The 15942-nt window shown below is 54.7% G+C and carries 15 protein-coding genes and 1 pseudogene; 11 read left to right on the plus strand and 5 right to left on the minus strand.

Going from position 1 to position 15942, the window contains the following annotated elements; all coding sequences use genetic code 11:
* The first annotated feature begins 23 nt into the window (after nt 1–23).
* A complete protein-coding gene (locus CSE01S_RS05315) occupies nt 24–1676 on the plus strand; it encodes a class I fumarate hydratase (protein ID WP_042285295.1) in 1653 nt (550 codons plus the stop codon).
* Between the two features lie 9 nt (nt 1677–1685).
* Nucleotides 1686–2288, plus strand: a complete 603-nt coding sequence (gene cobO / locus CSE01S_RS05320) for a cob(I)yrinic acid a,c-diamide adenosyltransferase (RefSeq protein ID WP_042285298.1) — start codon at nt 1686–1688, stop codon at nt 2286–2288.
* Between the two features lie 61 nt (nt 2289–2349).
* Here cobO and CSE01S_RS05325 read toward each other — a convergent pair whose 3' ends face one another.
* Complete coding sequence (locus CSE01S_RS05325; protein ID WP_042285301.1) at nt 2350–3258, minus strand: LysR family transcriptional regulator; 909 nt, start codon at nt 3256–3258, stop codon at nt 2350–2352.
* Between the two features lie 405 nt (nt 3259–3663).
* Between CSE01S_RS05325 and cobA the strand changes: the two genes are divergently transcribed.
* Complete coding sequence (cobA, locus tag CSE01S_RS05330; protein ID WP_042285305.1) at nt 3664–4443, plus strand: uroporphyrinogen-III C-methyltransferase; 780 nt, start codon at nt 3664–3666, stop codon at nt 4441–4443.
* Here the strand turns inward: cobA and CSE01S_RS05335 are convergent.
* Nucleotides 4422–5256 (minus strand): annotated as a pseudogene (locus CSE01S_RS05335) (PocR ligand-binding domain-containing protein). The gene cobA and the pseudogene CSE01S_RS05335 overlap by 22 nt on opposite strands.
* Before the next feature lie 370 nt (nt 5257–5626).
* Between CSE01S_RS05335 and otnK the strand changes: the two are divergent.
* From otnK to CSE01S_RS05380, 8 genes are read left to right on the plus strand one after another with little or no spacing between them, the layout of a single operon-like run.
* Nucleotides 5627–6892: a 3-oxo-tetronate kinase gene (gene otnK / locus CSE01S_RS05345; RefSeq protein ID WP_042285311.1), complete on the plus strand. Its 1266-nt coding sequence runs from the start codon at nt 5627–5629 to the stop codon at nt 6890–6892.
* On the plus strand, nt 6889–7533 hold the full coding sequence (otnC, locus tag CSE01S_RS05350) for a 3-oxo-tetronate 4-phosphate decarboxylase (RefSeq protein WP_042285314.1): 645 nt from the start codon (nt 6889–6891) through the stop codon (nt 7531–7533). The genes otnK and otnC overlap by 4 nt, the downstream gene beginning before the upstream one ends.
* Nucleotides 7534–7542: 9 nt before the next feature.
* Nucleotides 7543–8349, plus strand: a complete 807-nt coding sequence (locus CSE01S_RS05355) for a DeoR/GlpR family DNA-binding transcription regulator (protein ID WP_042285318.1) — start codon at nt 7543–7545, stop codon at nt 8347–8349.
* Complete coding sequence (locus tag CSE01S_RS05360; protein ID WP_042285321.1) at nt 8330–9106, plus strand: hydroxypyruvate isomerase family protein; 777 nt, start codon at nt 8330–8332, stop codon at nt 9104–9106. Before CSE01S_RS05355 ends, CSE01S_RS05360 begins: the two co-directional genes overlap by 20 nt.
* A 36-nt stretch (nt 9107–9142) precedes the next feature.
* Nucleotides 9143–9952 (plus strand): beta-keto acid cleavage family enzyme, encoded by an 810-nt coding sequence (locus tag CSE01S_RS05365; RefSeq protein WP_042285324.1) that lies wholly within the window; start codon nt 9143–9145, stop codon nt 9950–9952.
* 24 nt (nt 9953–9976) lie between these two features.
* Nucleotides 9977–11323 carry a bile acid:sodium symporter family protein gene (locus tag CSE01S_RS05370; protein ID WP_042285327.1) on the plus strand — a complete coding sequence of 449 codons (1347 nt, stop codon included), beginning with the start codon at nt 9977–9979 and terminating at the stop codon, nt 11321–11323.
* A 6-nt stretch (nt 11324–11329) separates the two neighbouring features.
* Nucleotides 11330–11749 carry a GlcG/HbpS family heme-binding protein gene (locus tag CSE01S_RS05375; RefSeq protein ID WP_042285329.1) on the plus strand — a complete coding sequence of 140 codons (420 nt, stop codon included), beginning with the start codon at nt 11330–11332 and terminating at the stop codon, nt 11747–11749.
* Nucleotides 11746–12402: an aspartate/glutamate racemase family protein gene (locus tag CSE01S_RS05380; RefSeq protein WP_042285333.1), complete on the plus strand. Its 657-nt coding sequence runs from the start codon at nt 11746–11748 to the stop codon at nt 12400–12402. The genes CSE01S_RS05375 and CSE01S_RS05380 overlap by 4 nt, the downstream gene beginning before the upstream one ends.
* Nucleotides 12403–12565: 163 nt before the next feature.
* Here the strand turns inward: CSE01S_RS05380 and sucD are convergent, their stop codons facing one another.
* The 3 genes from sucD to odhB form a co-directional block, all read right to left on the minus strand.
* Nucleotides 12566–13435 (minus strand): succinate--CoA ligase subunit alpha, encoded by an 870-nt coding sequence (gene sucD / locus CSE01S_RS05385; protein WP_042285336.1) that lies wholly within the window; start codon nt 13433–13435, stop codon nt 12566–12568.
* The gene (gene sucC, locus CSE01S_RS05390) at nt 13435–14601 is read right to left on the minus strand and encodes an ADP-forming succinate--CoA ligase subunit beta (RefSeq protein WP_042285338.1); all 1167 of its coding nucleotides are present in this window, start codon (nt 14599–14601) and stop codon (nt 13435–13437) included. Before sucC ends, sucD begins: the two co-directional genes overlap by 1 nt.
* A gap of 116 nt (nt 14602–14717) precedes the next feature.
* A complete protein-coding gene (gene odhB / locus CSE01S_RS05395) occupies nt 14718–15938 on the minus strand; it encodes a 2-oxoglutarate dehydrogenase complex dihydrolipoyllysine-residue succinyltransferase (protein WP_042285342.1) in 1221 nt (406 codons plus the stop codon).
* Nucleotides 15939–15942: the final 4 nt, after the last annotated feature.

A 15942-nucleotide genomic window follows, 5' to 3' on the forward strand; every position in this document is an offset into this window, starting at 1 on the left:
AAAACAGAAAGGTGAGAAGTCCTATGTCTAAACCCTTTGTCTGGCAGGAACTCTTTGTACAAAGCAAAGAAAGCACAGAATATGAACTACTCAGTAATCAGCATATTACGGTAAGCGAGCTTGACGGTGAGGAAGTGATCAAAGTGGCGCCGGAGGCGTTAACGCTGCTGGCGCAGCAGGCATTTTATGAAGCGTCATTCTTCCTGCGCGCCAGCCATCTGAAACAGATCGCCAGCATTCTGCACGACCCGCAGGCCAGCAGTAACGATAAATACGTCGCGCTACAACTGCTACGTAATGCCGAGGTCTCGGCGAAAGGCGTACTGCCAAACTGTCAGGATACCGGCACCGCGACGGTAGTCGCCAGCAAAGGGCAACGGATCTGGACCGGCGGCAATGACGCCGAAGCGCTGAGCAAAGGCATTTACACCACCTTTCAGGAGCATAACCTGCGCTATTCCCAAAACGCGCCGCTGGATATGTATCGCGAAGTGAATACCGAGACCAACCTGCCCGCACAGATCGATATCAGCGCCACGCCGGGCAGCGAATACCATTTCCTTTTCGTCAATAAAGGCGGCGGTTCGGCCAACAAAGCCGCACTGTTCCAGGAGACCAAATCGCTTCTGCAACCGGAAAAACTGACCGCCTTCCTGATAGAAAAAATGAAATCACTCGGTACCGCCGCCTGTCCGCCGTACCACATCGCTTTTGTGGTCGGCGGTCTGTCAGCGGATCAGGCGCTGAAGGTCGCGAAGCTGGCCTCGACGAAGTATTACGACAATCTGCCCACTCACGGTAACGAACTGGGGCAGGCGTTCCGCGATACGGCGCTGGAAACGACCCTGCTCAACGCCAGCCGTGAATTTGGTATTGGCGCGCAATTCGGCGGTAAATATTTCGCTCATGATATTCGCGTTATCCGTCTGCCGCGCCATGGCGGCTCCTGTCCGATCGCCATGGCCCTTTCCTGCTCGGCGGACCGTAATATCAAAGCAAAAATAAACAAACACGGTATCTGGCTGGAAAAACTGGAACATCATCCGGGCAAGTTTATTCCTGAGTCCTGTCGCGTGGAGAACAGCGCACAGACCGTGAAGCTGGAGCTGAACCGTCCCCTGCGAGAAATTCTGCACGATCTGTCCCGACTGCCCGTCGGTACCCGCCTCTCCTTAAGCGGTCCGATCGTGGTTGCCCGCGATATTGCGCACGCCAGAATCAAAGCACGACTCGACAGCGGCGAACCGTTGCCAGCGTACCTGTGTAACCACATTGTCTACTACGCCGGTCCGGCCAGAACGCCGGACAATATGGCCTGTGGCTCGCTCGGGCCAACCACCGGCGGGCGCATGGACGGCTATGTCGACGCTTTCCAGGCGGCGGGCGGTAGCCTGATCATGCTGTCCAAAGGCAACCGCAGCCAGCAGGTTACTGACGCCTGCCACAAACACGGCGGCTTTAATCTCGGCAGCATCGGCGGTGCCGCAGCTCTGCTGGCGCAGCAATACGTGAAAAGCCTGCGCTGCCTTGAATATCCCGAACTGGGAATGGAAGCGGTCTGGATGATGGAGGTTGAAAACCTGCCCGCTTTCGTGCTGGTTGACGACAAAGGAAATAACTTCTTCAGTCAGTTTGAGCAGCAGCACCGGTGCGCAACCTGCCCGGCGGGGCACTAAGGAGCGTCTATGGAAACGCGAGCCAACGATGCGCGGCATCGCCAGCGCCAGCAAAAGCTGAAAGAACAGGTCGAGGCCCGGGTCGCAGCGGCCACCGGAAAAAAAGGGATCCTGATTGTTTTTACCGGCAACGGTAAAGGGAAATCCACCGCCGCGTTCGGCACCGTCACGCGCGCTGTCGGCCACGGTAAAACCGTTGGCGTCGCGCAGTTTATCAAAGGCCAGTGGGACAATGGCGAATACAACACCCTGCATCCGCTGGGCGTCGAATTCCACATTATGGGTACCGGGTTTACTTGGGAAACGCAAAACCGCGAGGCGGATATCGCGGCGGCGCTTGTCGTCTGGACAGAAGCGCAGCGGATGCTGGCCGACCCGCAGTACGATCTGGTGGTGCTGGATGAACTCACTTATATGCTGGCGTATCACTACCTTGATACCGACGCGGTGATCGCCGCCATAACGGCGCGTCCGGCGCAGCAGAGCGTGATCGTCACCGGTCGCGGCTGCCACGCGCGGCTGCTGGATCTTGCGGATACGGTCAGTGAAATGCGCCCGGTGAAGCATGCTTTTGACAGCGGTATTCAGGCGCAGGTGGGCATTGACTGGTAGTCACATCGTTGCCGGATGGCGCATGCGCTTATCCGGCTTCCCGTTTGCCCGTCATCCGCCGTCAGCGTTCCAGGTGAGATACCACCGATTTTTGTAACAGCCACTCGCGGAAAACCTGTAAATGACGGGATTCCGCTTTTTCTTCCCGCCAGGTCATGATGAAACGATTACCCGTGCGCATGGGCACATCGCAAGGGATCACCATGTCACCGTTATCCAGATCGTGCTGGATCGCAAACCGTGGGAGCAGCGCAACCCCCAAATTCGATCGCACCGCGGCGATCAGCATCGACAGCAGATCAAAACGCGGGCCTTTGTTGACCCGTGGGCTACTGACATCTGACAGGGCAAACCACTCCTGCCAGCCGTTAATTCGCGTACTTTGATGCAGCAAGGGAAACTCATTGAGCAACTCTTCAACCGCCAATTTCTGGTTAGGCTGTGACAGCAGACTGCCGCTACAAACCGGGAGGATTTCCTCTTCGAACAGATACTCCACTTCTGACCACGGCGAACAGAAGTCTTCACGCATAATGGCCGCATCATATTCACGGTTGAGGAAATCGCCCATGTTCGCCAACGAGTGAATATTAACGATAATATCGGGGTTAAGTTTGTTGAATTCACGCAGATTGGGGATCAGCCAATGGGTGCTGAAGGTCGGGTTGACCGCCAGTTCAATGACTTCGACCGTGGGCTGCCAGGTCATAATGGTATTAGTATCACGCTCAAGTTTATTGAGCGTTTCCTTAACAATGCTCAAATAATGCTTCCCGGCCTCGTTTAAAAAAATCCGCTTTTTGGCATGATTAAATAATGCAGTATGCAGAAAATCCTCAAGTGCATTCACCTGGCGAAATACAGCACTTTGCGTTAATGCTAACTCCTCCGCCGCACGCGTATAACTTTCATGACGTGCCACCACTTCAAACGTCACCAGTAATTCAGTCTTTGGTATCTTTCCTCTCATAACGTCTTCCATATGCCGCGTACAAAAATAGTTTAATTTATAAAAAATAAATGCAACCGACTCCCGATTGGCCTAAGAGTTATATTTTATTTCCTACCTGTATGTCATTGATCCACTCCATGGTTTATTCACACAGGAGTCGAACAAATAATAACCAATAATACGCAAAACTGGCCATAAACACAATTTAAATAAGGTTATTATGCGACAAATAGCGCCAATAAGTTCTTAATAATTTTTCAAGATAACTTGTTTATTGGCGAAAAAACTTTGCGGGTTTAATCAATATTATTTACTTATTATTTCAGGAGAATTCAGCTCACTAAACGATAAGCAAACGATGACGTTTTTTTATCTGCTTTTACTCTTTTTACCGTTTTTCCCGACAATAATTAAGGACGACATATGAAAAACTCCGGAAAAGTCTGGCTGGTTGGTGCAGGCCCTGGTGATATCAGCTTACTGACCCTTAAAGCCCTGCAGTGTATTCAACAGGCTGATGTCATCATTTACGATCGGCTGGTCAATCCTAAAATGCTTGAGTGGTGCTCAGCGAGCTGTACCTGCATCAACGTTGGCAAAAGTCCGGGCTTTCATAGTGTTCCTCAGGAGGAGATCAATGCCCTGATTATCCAGCATGCGCGAGCACAGCGGAACGTTGTGCGCCTGAAAGGTGGCGATCCTTACGTGTTTGGCCGCGGTGCCGAAGAGGTGGAATGTCTGGTCGAAGAAGGCATTGACTTCGAAGTGGTGCCGGGGATCAGTTCCGCCATTGGCGGGCTGGCCTGCGCCGGGATCCCGGTGACCCACCGCGATCTGGCATCGGGTTTTCATGTTGTGACAGGACATACCCGCGAAGGTAATCAGCAGCAGGACTGGCGGCAGTTGGCGAAGCTCAACGGCACGCTGGTGATTGTTATGGGGATCGCAAACCTGCCATTTATTTGTGAAGAACTGCTAATGGGAGGCAAATCACCGGACACGCCCGCGGCGATTGTGATGTCAGTTACCCGGGACAATCAGCGGCGCTTAACCTGTACGCTCGGCACATTACTCACGAAAGCGCAGGAAGCGAATATTGTGCCACCGGCACTGATTGTGGTTGGTGATGTTGTCCGTCTGAGCGACCGACTCTCTTTTATTCCAGAGGCGATGGAACGCGCCTACAGCGAAAGGTGTTCATGACGGAATAACTGCGGAGACGTCTGGTGAGCCGCCCGGAACACCCGACACAAATAGCTCGTCTGCGCATACTGAAGTTTCCGGGCGATGCTGTCGATAGAGTTCTACGGATCGCACAGCAACTCACTCGCCCGCTGCATTTTTTCTGGCTCACCCAGGTTTTAAAATTCGCTCCCTGCCGTTTCTTAAAGAAACGGCTAAAGTAGTTGGCGCTTAAACAGACATGTGCGGCGACCCGTTTCTTTTCGTGGCGAGAAAGTTCCATTGCTGACAAACGCAGGTCGTTCTACTGCACATCAGCGGTGTCCACCATTTTACGCTGAACCGGATTGAGATTGTTAATAATAAAGCTGAGCAGGTTTGCCGCTGCCACCAGATGATTATTTTCTACAATCGCGATCTGATTCCAGGCTGATTTAATTTTAGGATCGAAAGCCCACTGCCGATCGTCATCGATGACAATAGTTTTATATTCCGGACACTTTGCGCATACCTGACCGCAAATAATAAATCCCAGCAGATGCCCCTGACGAATTAACGCCATAGAGAAAAAACTTTACCCTGTATGACAGCAGAGTATTCTGATTTTTTCTTCTTTTACCCCTTCAAAAGCACAATATTTATCACGTTTCTGACAAGTTTTTGGTATTGCAGATTGGCGCGCAGTAATGAACAGAACGAATTAAAATTATGACAGGCAGAAATTTTCCGACCATTTATGTCTACCACCACGGCGGCGAGTCCGGTCGCCTTAGAAAACACCTCTGCCAGTGAGTAAAAAGTGTGTAAGACATCGTCCTGAATATACTGAGGCACGTTACGCTCCGTCAGTGGTCTGGATAACGTCGCTACTATGCTTAATTTGTCCAGGTGAAAAAATGATCCTGACCGCAAAAAATAATCTTATTTATTCAGGTGATTATGATCAAATTGCAAGAGCGTCCCCGCGCCCTCGAAACCAGACCACCGACTGCTGTGACAACTTTTCCCAAAGATTAACGAATCTTCACATCTCCCTGTGAGCTTCATTTCAATATCACTCATCACTTTATATATTATTTTCAATTAGTTATAAAAATCACATACAATTTTATGATGTGCTTATTTGTGAGAATCATCATGTGAATGTGAAACGCCCTCCTGAATAATAGGTTCAATGACAAGATAATCTGAACGGAGTGGATGTATGCCCGTCACGACAGGTGTTATCGCCGACGACTTTACTGGCGCAACGGATATAGCAAGTTTTATGGCTGAGCAAGGCTGGAGGGTCGCGCTGCTGCCCGGGATGCCAGACGCCGCCCTGCCCTGGAATGAAGAGGTCGACGCGATTGTCATCTCGCTGAAAAGCCGTTCTCTACCGGCTGACCAAGCCATCGATCAATCATTACGCTGCTGGCAATGGCTGCACAACACGGCAGGTGCGCGGCAGATTTACTTTAAATATTGCTCCACTTTTGATTCCACCCCCGCCGGGAATATCGGTCCGGTCAGCGATGCGCTGATGGAAGCGATGCACGCGCCGTACATCGTTCACTGCCCAGCCCTGCCGCAAAACGGACGTACGGTGATTCACGGTTATCTGTTTGTGAATGGCGTATTACTGAATGAATCCGGCATGGAGAAACATCCGCTCAACCCGATGACCGATGCGAACCTGATTCGCCTGCTCACAGCGCAAACTGCCAGCGCTGTCGGGCGCATTGACCTCCGCACGATTCAGAAAGGTGTGGAAGCGGTCACTCACGCGCTGGAACGCTGCCAGTCTGAAGGTGTACGTCACGTGATCGCGGATACCTTTAGCGAAGCCGATCTGCAGACCCTCGCTCAGGCCTTACGTCATACACCGCTGCTGGCGGGCGGTTCCGGCCTGGGTGGCGCACTGGCCGCTTGCGCTGCGTCACAGCGTGGGCGGGAAGCGGTACATCCCTTCCCGCTGCCGGCCAAAACGGTGGTTTTTTCCGGAAGTTGTTCCACCATGAGTAACCTCCAGGTGAATCGCTATAAAGCACAGGCCGCTTCCCTTCTACTCGACGTAGCGCGCTGCCTGACAGACGCAGAGCGTTACAGTGACGAGCTGTCGCTGTGGACAATGACTCATGTCGATGACGCGCTCGCTCCATTGATTTACGCAACCCAGCCGCCGGAAGCGCTGAAACGTATTCAACAGGAGTACGGCGAGCAGCGCGCCAGCCGGGCGATTGAGCAAACTTTTGCCAGACTGACGGCCAAACTGCAGGCCGCGGGCGTAACCGGTTTTATCGTCGCCGGTGGTGAAACGTCCGGCACCGTAGTGGAGGCGTTACAGGTGACGAGACTGACGGTCGGCAAAGCCATCGCGCCCGGCGTGCCATGGGTGTTCTCCGCCGAGCCGCCGCTCGCGCTGGCGCTGAAGTCAGGCAACTTCGGTGACGAAGACTTCTTTTTCATCGCGCAGGAGTCTTCATTATGAGTCAGCTTAACGAACAACAACTCCGCGAACAGCTGGTGCATTACGGTCGTTCTCTGTTTATGCGCGGCTTCAGCAGCGGTGGTTCGGGCAACCTGAGCGTAAGACTGCCGGACGGCGGCTATCTGGTCACGCCGACCAACTCCTGTTTGGGCGAGCTGAACGCCGCGACGCTCAGTAAACTGGATGCCAACGGCGTTTACCTCAGTGGCGATAAACCGTCAAAAGAAGTGCCCATGCACCTGGCCTGGTACCGTCATCGTCCGGCCTGCGGCGCGGTGGTTCATCTGCATTCGCCATGGCTGACCGCCCTTTCCTGTCTGCCATGCAGCACACCGGAAAATTGTCTGCCGCCGTTAACGCCGTACTACGTAATGCGCGTCGGGCAGTTGCCTCTGTTGCCCTATTTCAAACCCGGTCATGAGGGTATTGCCAGCGCACTCAGCGAGATTGCGGCGGACCATACTGCCGCGCTCCTGGCAAATCACGGTCCGGTAGTCAGTGGTCGCTCACTTCGTGAGGCGGTGTTTAATGCCGAAGAGCTGGAAGACAGCGCCCGCATCTGGCTGACCTTAAAACCACTCGGCTACGTGCCGCTAACGGCGGAAGCAGTAGCTGAACTCGAACAATCCCGGCGAGCATGAGGTGAGAGGATGATCCCCGAACAACGACGTGATTTTATCTACCGCTACGTGCATGAAAAAAACGTTGCCTCGTTTAATGAGCTGGCGGATCTGATGAGCGTGTCGCACATGACCGTGCGCCGCGATATTCAGTTGCTGGAAGAAGAAGGCAAAGTTATCTCGATCAATGGCGGGGTGAAACTCAACAATCTGCTGAAATCGGAGCTACCGTGGCGGGAAAAGGCTGAGCTGCATCATGACGTGAAGCGACGGATGGGGCAACTTGCCGCGATGCTGATAGAGCCAGGGCAAACGCTGTATCTCGATGCGGGAACGTCGTTGTTTGAAGTGGCGAAAGCCGTCGCCGCCAGCCACTGCTTCAACCTGACGGTGGTGACGAACGATTTTTCCATCAGCCACTACCTGATGGATATGCCGCACATCACGCTGTATCACACCGGCGGACTGGTGGATCAGCGCAACCGCTCATGCCTTGGGAAAAGCGCCGCCAGTTTTCTGCGCACGATAAACATCGACGTGGCGTTTCTCAGTTCGTCCTCGTGGGATACCGAACGTGGAATGTCGACCCCCAGTGAAGGCAAAGCCTCGGTGAAAGAGGCGGTGCTCACCGTCTCTCGCCGTCGGGTGCTGGTCTGCGACAGCAGTAAATTTGGCAAATACGGAATGTTCCACATCTGCTCGCTGGATCAACTGACCGACATTATTTCGGACAACCGGTTGCCCGACGTAGCGCAGGATACTATTGCCAGCCAGGGCGTGAAACTACACCTGGTGGATTGCCGGGAGGGAACGCATCATGCTGAAGTTAGCGGCTAACCTCGACTGGCTGTTTTGCGAACGTCCCATTGCGGAGCGCTTTCAGTCCGCAAAGGCGGCGGGTTTTCACGGCGTTGAAGGGCTGTTTCTGTGGCAGCATCCGCTGGAGGTGCTGCTGGCGGCGCAACGGGAAACCGGCCTGCCGGTGGCGCTGATGAATGCGCCGGCGGGTAACTGGCAAGCCGGTGAACGCGGACTGGCCTCCCTGCCAGGCAGTGACGAGGAATTTCATCGTAGTCTGCTGATTGCCCGCGATTACGCCACGGCACTGGGCTGTCGCAAGGTGCACGTCATGGCCGGATTGCGCGTGGCTGGACTTTCCGCCAACGCCCAGTATGAGCAATTAACCGACCGACTGCGTATCGCCTGCGACGTCATGGTCGGGGCCGATATCGACGTGTTGATTGAACCGTTGAACCCGGACGATATGCCTGGTTATTTTGTCGATAGCTTTCCACTGGCTGAACGTCTTATTCGCGAAGTGAACAGAAAAAATATCGGCTTACAGTTTGATATTTACCACTGCCAAAAAATACACGGTAATGTTACGCATCTTATTGAACATTATTTACCGTTCATTAAACACTTTCAGATTGCTTCTGTACCCGGTCGCCATGAACCGGGAACGGGAGAATTAAATGAAACATGGCTTTTTGAATTTATTAAGCAAACAGGCTATCAGGGCTGGATAGGTTGTGAATATAAACCGTCAACACCAGGGCCCGAATCGTTACGTTGGATAACACCGTACTTATAATTTTAATATCTCTGTACCGGAAAACCGGAGGAACACATGTCGGATACTGTTATTATTTCGCTGGCACCCGTTGCCGCGGATTGCCCCAGAGTTATACCTGAAGAACTGGCGCAGGAAATACTGGCAAGCGTCGAACATGGTGCAGCCATCGTGCATTTACACGTTCGCGATAAGCAGGGGCGCCTGACGCCGGACACCACCGATTTTCAGGCGACGATCGACCACGTCATGCGCCATTCCGACCTGATTATTCAGGCCTCAACCGGTGGCGTCTCCGCCATGTCGATTGCCGAGCGCTGCGCGCCACTGGACTGTCCCGGTGTCGAAATGGCGTCGCTGAACGTCGGCTCCGTTAACCTCGGCGATGCCGTATACTTTAATCCCGGACCGGACGTCGAATATTGTTCGCAACAAATAACCCAACGTTCCATTATTCCTGAATTTGAAGTTTTCGAAATTGGCATGATTAATAACATTCTGGCGCTGAAAGAAAAAATACCGTTCAAGAAACCGATGTTATTTAATATCGTCCTCGGACACCGTGGAAGTTCACCCGCGACAGTTGATGCGTTAATTGCCTTGCGCAGTATGATCCCTCGCGACGCCTTATGGGGAATTACCCATTTTGGCCGCAAGAATTTCGATATTATTGCGGCAGCGGTCGGCATGGGCGCCAGTGAAGTAAGAATTGGTTTTGAAGACAGCTATTATTTAAGCGCCGAAGAGAAAGCTCAGCATAATTATCAGCAGGTTGCAAAACTCGCCACGCTTATTCGCAGTATGGATAAAAAGGTCGCCACGCCGGATATTGCGCGGCAAATGTTAGCTATTCCACCACGGCAGTAATAGCGAGAGAAAGGACATTTCACCATGACTATCACAACCGTTATTCACAAAACCGGACTGGGCGTCTGCATCGTCGGTGGCGCCCTGGCGGCAATTGGCGCGCTGATGCAGTCTCCCGCCCTCTGGCAGCCGGGGCTGGTGATGCTGACGACAGGCTTCGCGGCAGGCGCGGGCTACTGGACAAATCTTCGCAGCTACCAGTTTACCCTGTGGATCATTGCCGGCTTTGTCGCGGCGATGACCTGGTCAACCGATCTGATCGTCTGGGGCGGATTCAACATCACCCATAAATGGATCGTCTTTTTAGTGATCCAGGCGACCATGTTCAGTATGGGCACCAAACTCACGATTCAGGACTTTATCGACGTCGCTAAAATGCCCTGGGCGGTGTTTATCGGCACCTTCTGTCATTTCGTCATCATGCCTCTGCTCGGCCTGAGCATCACGCTGATCTTTAACTTTCCGCCGGAAGTGGCGGTGGGGATTCTGCTGATTGGTTCCTGTCCCAGCGGACTCTCCTCCACCGTCATGGTGTATATCGCCAACGCCAACCTGGCGCTGGCGGTCTCGATCGCCGCCGTCTCGACGCTGGCGGCGACGGTCATGACTCCGCTGTGGGTGAATCTGCTGGCGGGTTCAATGATCGACATCCAGCTTACGGCGATGGTGATGGACGTCGTGAAAATCGTGTTGATCCCAATTGGCGCGGCGATTTTACATGACTACCTGAAAACCTATGCCGGCGTGCAGGGGCGTCGTACCGTGCAAACGCTGGCCGGGATCAGCGCCATCTGGCTGCTGTATATGCTTGCCGGCGGCTGGGACACGCTGTTTGGCAGCGCCAGCGCCGACGCGCAAATGTATGCGGTGGTGCTGAACTTTGTGGCAGGCGGGATCATCTGGGCGCTGTTCTATAACTGGCTGTATGGACGCGTGGCCGGCGTCAAGAAGATCATGCCGACCATCTCGATGATGGGCATCATTTTCTTCACCACTACGGCAGCGGCGGCCGGGCGCGACAACCTGGTTCAGGTCGGTTTCTTGCTCTGCTTCGCCATGCTGATGCACAACCTCGGCGGCTTCCTGATTGGCTATTTGATGAGCCGCTGGATCTTCCGCATGGATGTTCAGTCCGCCCGGACGGTAGCCTTCGAAGTCGGCCTGCAAAACGGCGGGATGGCATCAGGTCTTGCCGCCGCGATGGGAAAACTGGCCACCGTTGGTCTCGCCTCTGCGGTCATGACGCCGCTTGGCAACGTCAGCGGCTCGCTGCTGGCTAACTACTGGCGCAAAAAGGATGCCCGACAGGCGCAGGCCCAGAGCGAGTGTTCGCCTGCTCAGCCGGTATCAGAACCTCTGTCAAAAGGATAACTCACCATGATGACTTTAACCCTGCAACAGGCACGACGTGCGGTAGATAGCGCGCTCGATCTCACCGACACCCGTTATGCGCAACGTCCGCTCAGCGTGGCGGTATGCGACGCTCACGGCGAGTTACTGAGCTTTGCCCGTATGGATAACGCCAAACTGTTGACCATTGAGCTGACGCAGCGCAAAGCACGCACCAGCAGCCGTTTAGGTTGCACAACTCAGGCGTTTTTGCAACGTCTGCAAGATGAGTCACTGGATATCAGCTACTTTGCTGACCCACGATTTACCGCCCTGCCCGGCGGCGTACCGATTCTTCACAACGGTAAATGCGTGGGGGCCGTTGCGATTGGTGGACTGTCCGCCCAGGAAGATCACGATGCGGCCATGGCCGTTGCCGAATGTTTGCTCAAGGAGATCGCAGAATGAAAAAGATCGCTATGCTTCACACCAGTTCCGCCACGCTCGCCATGATGCAGCAACTGATCGGCGACATCATGCCAGAAGCGGACGTAATGCACCTGGTCGAAGAGTCGATGATTAAGCAGGTGATGAAGGCCGGAGGCGTGACACCGAACATTGCGGCACGCATTGCCGACTACGTCCACATAGCCGAAAAAGCGGATTGTGAGATTCTCATCACCGCCTGTTCGTCCATTGGCACGGCGGTTGAACAGTGTCAGTTTATGACGCCGCTGCAGCTTGCGCGTATCGACTGCGCGATGGTGGAACAAGCCATTAGCCTGGGTGAGAATATTGCCGTGCTGGCCACCGTCGCCACGACCATGAAACCGACGCTGGAGTATGTGCAGCGCAAAGTACAGGCCAGTGGTAAGCAATGCACCGTGACGCCGATATTGATGGAAGAGGCCTTCCATGCCCTGCTGGCGGGCGATATGGAAACCCACGATCGCATCGTCAGCGAAGGATTGCACAGCGCGTATAAACAGGCTGATGTGGTTATGCTGGCGCAAGCGTCGATGGCGCGCGTTCTGCAACAGCTTCCGTCGCCGCCCGTCCCGGTGATGACCTCTCCGGAAAGCGGGATCCGTTGGCTGAAAACACTGGCGGAAAGCGCATAACCTGGCAAGTCAACACTCCCCGTAGGCGGATAAACGCCAGCGCCATCCGGCAAACAGACAGGCAAAAAAAAGGCCATCATCAGATGGCCAACCATGTCGAAAATGGACCAGCCCTTTCCCCTGCATCACGGGTAAATGCAGGGGTTAGGCTGTTTTATTGCTTTTACTTAATGACAGCTTTCAGCGCTTCGCCGATATCGGCCAGGCTGCGAACCGTTTTCACGCCTGCGGCTTCCAGGGCTGCGAATTTCTCATCAGCCGTACCTTTCCCCCCGGCGATAATGGCGCCTGCGTGACCCATACGCTTGCCTTTCGGCGCGGTCACACCGGCGATATAGCCCACTACCGGCTTGGTGACGTGATCTTTGATGTACGCAGCCGCTTCTTCTTCCGCGCTGCCGCCGATCTCACCGATCATCACGATCGCTTCGGTCTGCGGATCTTCCTGGAACAGCTTCAGGATGTCGATGAAGTTAGAGCCCGGGATCGGGTCGCCGCCGATGCCCACGCAGGTGGACTGGCCGAAGCCGTAATCGGTGGTCTGCTTAACCGCTTCATAGGTCAGCGTACCGGAACGGGAAACGATACCCACTTTACCCGGCTTATGGATGTGGCCCGGCATGATGCCGATCTTGCATTCGCCTGGGGTGATCACGCCCGGGCAGTTCGGCCCGATCATGCGCACGCCCGCTTCGTCCAGCTTCACCTTCACGGTCAGCATATCCAGCGTTGGGATACCTTCGGTGATGGTGATAATCAGCTTAATGCCCGCGTCGATCGCTTCCAGAATGGAATCTTTACAGAACGGAGCCGGAACGTAGATCACAGAGGCAGTCGCGCCTGTTGCTTCTACCGCTTCACGCACGGTGTTGAACACCGGCAGGCCCAGATGGGTGGTGCCGCCTTTACCTGGCGTGACGCCGCCAACCATTTGCGTACCGTAAGCGATCGCCTGTTCGGAGTGGAACGTCCCCTGGCTACCGGTGAAGCCCTGACAGATAACCTTGGTGTTTTTATCGATTAAAACAGACATTATTTCCCCTCCACTGCGGCAACAACCTGCTGAGCTGCATCCGTCAGACTTTTCGCTGCAATAATATTCAGGCCGCTGTCAGCCAGTTTCTTCGCGCCGAGTTCGGCGTTGTTGCCTTCCAGACGCACAACCACCGGCACGTTAACGCCCACTTCTTCCACCGCGCCGATAATACCGTCTGCGATCAGGTCGCAACGGACAATACCGCCGAAGATGTTAACCAGCACGGCTTTCACGTTGTCGTCAGAGAGAATAATTTTGAACGCTTCGGTCACGCGCTCTTTGGTCGCGCCGCCGCCCACGTCGAGGAAGTTCGCCGGTTCGCCGCCGTGCAGCTTAACGATGTCCATGGTGCCCATCGCCAGACCCGCGCCGTTCACCATACAGCCGATATTGCCGTCCAGCGCCACGTAGTTCAGTTCCCACTGCGCAGCCTGCGCTTCGCGCGGATCTTCCTGCGACTGGTCGCGCATTTCGCGCAGATCCGGCTGGCGGAACAGCGCATTGCCGTCAGCGCCCAGCTTGCCGTCGAGGCAGATCAGATCGCCTTGTTTGGTGATAACCAGCGGGTTAATTTCGATCAGCGCCAGATCGCGCTCCAGGAAAATGGTCGCCAGGCCCATGAAGATCCGGGTGAACTGCTGCACCAGTTTGCCTTCCAGACCCAGTTTGAACGCCAGCTCGCGTCCCTGATACGGCATCGGTCCGGTCAGCGGATCGAGCGCCACTTTATGGATCAGGTGCGGGGTTTCTTCCGCCACTTTTTCAATTTCCACGCCGCCTTCGGTAGAGGCCATAAAGACCACGCGACGGGAGCTGCGGTCAACAACCGCGCCCAGATACAATTCTTTGTCGATATCGGTCGCCGCTTCAACCAGAATCTGGTTAACCGGCTGGCCGTTCGCATCTGTCTGGTAGGTCACCAGGCGTTTGCCCAGCCAGTGTTCAGCAAACGCGCGAATCTCTTCTTTGCTGTTAACGACCTTCACACCGCCCGCTTTACCACGGCCACCAGCGTGAACCTGACATTTTACTACCCACGGACCGGCACCGATTTTCGATGCCGCTTCTTCAGCCTGGCGCGGAGTAGTACAGGCATAACCCACCGGCGCCGGTAAGCCATAGCGGGCAAAAAGTTGTTTTGCCTGATATTCATGTAAGTTCATGTGTTCTGTCCATCCTTCAGGTAATCGTTATCTTTAAACCCGTAGACCAGAGCGGTATCTTTGCCGGACGGCGCTACGCTTATCCGGCCTACGGGGCAGGTGACGCTAAAAAATGACTATACGTCCAGCAGCAGACGCGTTGGATCTTCCAGCAGCTCTTTAATCGCCACCAGGAAGCCCACGGATTCGCGGCCGTCGATCAGGCGGTGATCGTAAGACAGCGCCAGGTACATCATTGGCAGGATTTCAACCTTGCCCTCCACCGCCATCGGACGATCTTTAATGGCGTGCATCCCGAGGATCGCGCTCTGCGGCGGGTTGATGATCGGGGTGGACATCAGGGAACCGAACACACCACCGTTGGTGATGGTAAAGTTACCGCCGGTCAGGTCTTCTACCGTCAGCTTGCCGTCACGGCCTTTGACGGCCAGCTCTTTAATTTTCTTCTCGATGTCAGCCATGCCCAACGTATCCACGTCACGCAGGACGGGCGTCACCAGGCCACGCGGCGTAGACACCGCCATGCTCACGTCGAAATAGTTGTGATACACCACGTCGTCGCCGTCGATAGACGCATTCACTTCCGGATAACGCTTCAGCGCTTCAACCACCGCCTTCACATAGAAGGACATGAAACCCAGACGGATACCGTGACGTTTCTCGAACGCTTCGCCGTACTGCTTACGCAGATCCATGATTGGCTTCATGTTGACTTCGTTGAAGGTGGTCAGCATCGCGGTGGAGTTTTTCGCTTCCAGCAGACGCTCGGCCACGCGCTTGCGCAGTCGGGTCATCGGGACGCGTTTTTCACTGCGAGCGCCAAGCGCTGGCTGTGCCGCCGCAGCCGCAGCGGGTGCGTTGGACGCTTCTTTCGCCGGCGCTTTCGCCAGATGTTTTTCTACATCTTCACGGGTGATGCGGCCACCGACGCCGGTGCCTTTAATGGCGCTGGCATCCAGGTTGTGTTCGGCCAGCAGGCGACGGATCGCCGGGCTGAGCGCATCGTTGTTTTGCTCTTCCAGAGACGCCTGCTGGCGCTGCGCCGGGGTGGACGCTTTCTCTTCGGATTTCGCGCTGGTTTCTTTACCGGCGCTGTTGCCTTCACGCAGGCGACCCAGGATCTGGCGAGAGGTCACGGTAGTGCCTTCGTCTTCCAGAACCGCATCCAGAATGCCGTCCGCTGATGCCGGTACTTCCAGTACCACTTTGTCAGTTTCGATTTCGACCAGCACTTCGTCACGAACTACGGCATCGCCTGGTTTTTTGTGCCAGGTGGCGACGGTCGCGTCCGCTACGGACTCAGGCAGGTCGGGAACAAGAATATCTACGCTACTCATTATT

This window comes from Citrobacter sedlakii NBRC 105722, from assembly GCF_000759835.1.
In the GTDB taxonomy this organism is placed as follows: Bacteria; Pseudomonadota; Gammaproteobacteria; order Enterobacterales; family Enterobacteriaceae; genus Citrobacter_A; species Citrobacter_A sedlakii.